The 3201-nt window shown below is 72.9% G+C and carries 4 protein-coding genes; all 4 read left to right on the forward strand.

Going from position 1 to position 3201, the window contains the following annotated elements; all coding sequences use genetic code 11:
• Positions 1 to 79: 79 nt before the first annotated feature.
• The 4 genes from E2C05_RS30210 to E2C05_RS30225 all read left to right on the forward strand — a co-directional run bounded on the left by E2C05_RS30210 (position 80) and on the right by E2C05_RS30225 (position 2970).
• Positions 80 to 583 carry a YceD family protein gene (locus E2C05_RS30210; protein WP_133223316.1) on the forward strand — a complete coding sequence of 168 codons (504 nt, stop codon included), beginning with the start codon at positions 80 to 82 and terminating at the stop codon, positions 581 to 583.
• 107 nt (positions 584 to 690) lie between these two features.
• Entirely contained in the window at positions 691 to 891 is a 201-nt protein-coding gene (rpmF, locus tag E2C05_RS30215) for a 50S ribosomal protein L32 (RefSeq protein WP_133223317.1), read from the forward strand.
• A 68-nt stretch (positions 892 to 959) separates the two neighbouring features.
• Positions 960 to 1973, forward strand: a complete 1014-nt coding sequence (gene plsX, locus E2C05_RS30220; protein WP_133223319.1) for a phosphate acyltransferase PlsX — start codon at positions 960 to 962, stop codon at positions 1971 to 1973.
• A gap of 16 nt (positions 1974 to 1989) precedes the next feature.
• On the forward strand, positions 1990 to 2970 hold the full coding sequence (locus tag E2C05_RS30225) for a beta-ketoacyl-ACP synthase III (protein ID WP_133223318.1): 981 nt from the start codon (positions 1990 to 1992) through the stop codon (positions 2968 to 2970).
• Positions 2971 to 3201: the final 231 nt, after the last annotated feature.

The following is a 3201-nucleotide window of genomic DNA, read 5'->3' on the forward strand; positions in this document are numbered from 1 at the left end:
GCGGCGCTGGCGGGGCAGCCCTTCGCCGCGCTGGCCGCCGGCCGCGCCGCCTTCCCGGCGCCCGCCGAGGCGCCTGCCGATGCCGCCTGAGGCGCCGGCGGAATTCTCCCGCCCCCTCGCCCTCGGCCGGGTCGGGCCGGAGGGCCGGACCGAGACGCTGGAGGCGACGGCGGCGGAATGCGCGGCGCTGGCCCGCCGGCTCGGCATCCCGGCGGTGGACGCGCTGCGCGCCACCCTGCGGCTGACCCAGGACCCCGACGGGGCGGTGCGGGCGGAAGGCCGGCTGCAGGCGGCGGTGACGCAGGACTGCGTCGTGACGCTGGACCCGGTGCCGCAACGGGTCGACGAGGTCTTCGCGCTGCGCTTCCTGCCGGCCGGCCGGGAGCCGGCGGACGGGCCCGACGATCTCGACGAGATCGCGACGGCGGACGACATCGCCGATCTCGGCGATGCGGTGGCGGAGCAGCTGGCGCTGGCGCTCGATCCCTATCCGCGCGCGCCCGGCGCGGAGCTGCCGGCCGAGGCGCGCGACGCGGCGTCCGGCGCCTTCGCCGCGCTCGCCGCGCTCAGCCGCAAAGCTTAGCTGGCGCAAAGCCTTGTCGCGGCAAGCTTGCGCCAGGGGGGGTGGGGTGCTACAGCCGCGCGCTCCCGCAGATTCCTGCCGTTTTGTGACAAGAAAGGCTCGGCGCCATGGCCGTTCCGAAGAAGAAGGTTTCGCCCTCCCGCCGCGGCATGCGCCGGAGCCACGAGGCGCTTTCCACCCAGGCCCACCACGAATGCCCGAACTGCGGTGAGCTGAAGCGGCCGCACCATGTCTGCGCGTCCTGCGGCCACTACGACGGCCGCGAAGTCGTCGCCGCCGACGCCGTGAAGGGCGTGGTCCGCACCTGAGCCGCCGGGCCCCGGCCGGCAAGGAAGCGCCAATCGTGTCGAAGCCTTTCTCCCTGGCGATCGATGCCATGGGGGGCGACAACGCACCCGAGGTCGTGCTGGACGGGCTGGAGCTGGCGGCCGAGCGCCACCCGGATGCCCGCTTCCTGCTGGTGGGCGACGAGGCGCGGATCGGCGCCATGCTCGCCCGCCGGCCGCGTGCCGCGAAGCTCTGCATGCTTCGCCACGCGCCGGACGTCATCTCCGCCGAGATGAAGCCGACCGCGGCGCTGCGCCAGGGCCGGCACAGCTCCATGCGCTACGCCATCGACAGCGTGGCGTGCGGGGAAGCGGCGGGCGTCGTCTCGGCCGGCAATACCGGCGCGCTGATGGCGCTCGCCAAGATCGTGGTGAAGACCCTGCCGGAGATCGATCGGCCGGCGCTCGCCGCCATCATGCCCTCGGCCCGCGGCGACGTGGTCATGCTCGATCTCGGCGCCAACATCCAGTGCGACCCGCGCAACCTGGTGGAGTTCGCCGTCATGGGCGACACCTTCGCCCGCGCGGTGCTCGGCCTCAGCGCGCCGAGCTTCGGCCTGCTGAATGTGGGGTCGGAGGAGCTGAAGGGCGACGACCGGGTGCGGGCCGCCGCCGATGTGCTGAAGGACAGCCATATCGGCGCGAATTTCCACGGCTTCGTCGAAGGCCACGACATCACCGCCGGCACGGTCGACGTGGTGGTGACGGATGGCTTCACCGGCAATGTCGCGCTGAAGACCGGGGAAGGCGCGCTGAAGCTGATGCGCGACCTGCTCAAGCAGGTCTTCACCAGCAGCGTCCCGGCGCGCATGGGCTACCTGCTGGCCCGCCCGGCGCTGGACCGGCTGCGCGAATGGATGGATCCGCGGCGCTACAACGGCGCGATCCTGCTCGGCCTCAACGGCGTCGTGGTGAAGTCGCATGGCGGCACCGATGCCCTGGGCTTCGCGCATGCGGTGGACGTCGCCATGGACATGGTGACGCACCACTTCAACGACCGCATCCGGGAAGGCCTCGCCCGCCTCTCCGCCCCGGCGCCGGTGACGGCGCCCGCGCCGCCCTGAGGGACCCCGCCGCGCCATGACGATCCGCGCCATCATCGCCGGCTGCGGCGGCTACCTGCCCGAGCGGGTGGTCACCAATGACGGGCTGGCCGAGGCCTTCGGGATCGAGACCTCGGACGCCTGGATCCGCGAGCGCACCGGCATCGGCCAGCGCCACATCGCGGCGCCGGGGGAAACCGCGTCCGGCATGGGCGCCGCTGCGGCGCGCCGGGCGCTGGAACGGGCCGGACTGCCCGGCGCGGCGGTGGACCTGGTGGTGGTGGCGACCGCGACGCCGGACAGCGCCTTCCCGTCCACTGCCGTCCGCATCCAGGCGGCGATCGGCTCGACCAGCGGCTTCGCCTTCGATGTCGGCGCCGCCTGCACCGGCTTCGTCTATGCGCTGGGCGTCGCCGACGCCATGATCCGCACCGGCCAGGCGCGCTGCGCCCTGGTGATCGGCACCGAGGTCTTCTCCCGCATCCTCGACTGGACCGACCGCGGCACCTGCGTGCTGTTCGGCGACGGCGCCGGCGCGGTGGTGCTGGTGGCGGAGGAGGGGCGTGGCGACGCCTCCGACCGCGGCATCCTCTCGACCCATCTGCATTCCGATGGCCGCTTCGGCGACATCCTGCATGTCGATGGCGGCGCCGGGTCCACCGGCGGCATCGGCCTGCTGCGGATGGCGGGCAAGGAGGTGTTCCGCCACGCCGTCACCAAGCTGGCCGCGGTGGTGGACGAGGCGCTGGCGGCCAATGGCCTGGCGCAGTCCGACGTGCGCTGGCTGATCCCGCACCAGGCCAATGCCCGCATCATCGATGCCATGGGCAAGAAGCTCGGCCTGCCGAAGGAGCGGGTGGTGGTGACGGTCGACCGCCACGCCAACACCTCGGCGGCGTCCATCCCGCTGGCGCTGGCCGAGGCGGCGGGGAAGGGGCTGATCGAGCGCGGCGACCTGATGGTGCTGGAAGGCATCGGCGGTGGCCTGACCTGGGGCGCCGCCCTGGCACGGTTCTGACCGGCGGTTGCTCTGTTGAAACCCTCTGCGCCTCCTGCTGTTTCGGTCCACTTTTGGCGGAGGCCGGAGACCAGCGATGCGGAGGATGTCGAAGTCGGCGGTTCGGGTTACCCGGGAGGCGCTGGCGGCGGGTCGGGCCGCCCTGCCCGAGTATGGCAGCCGGTTCTCGCGTCGGGACTACACGCAGGCTCAGCTCTTCGCCCTTCTCGTGCTGCGGCAGTTCCTCCGGAC

The sequence above is a fragment of the Paracraurococcus ruber genome, assembly GCF_004353985.1.
Classification (GTDB): Bacteria; Pseudomonadota; Alphaproteobacteria; order Acetobacterales; family Acetobacteraceae; genus Paracraurococcus; species Paracraurococcus ruber.

Coding starts and splice junctions, on each gene's coding strand:
- E2C05_RS30225 (WP_133223318.1), top strand. CDS start 1,990: ATGACGATCCGCGCCATCATCGCCGGCTGCGGCGGCTACCTGCCCGAG.
- plsX (WP_133223319.1), top strand. CDS start 960: ATGGGGGGCGACAACGCACCCGAGGTCGTGCTGGACGGGCTGGAGCTG.
- rpmF (WP_133223317.1), top strand. CDS start 691: ATGGCCGTTCCGAAGAAGAAGGTTTCGCCCTCCCGCCGCGGCATGCGC.
- E2C05_RS30210 (WP_133223316.1), top strand. CDS start 80: ATGCCGCCTGAGGCGCCGGCGGAATTCTCCCGCCCCCTCGCCCTCGGC.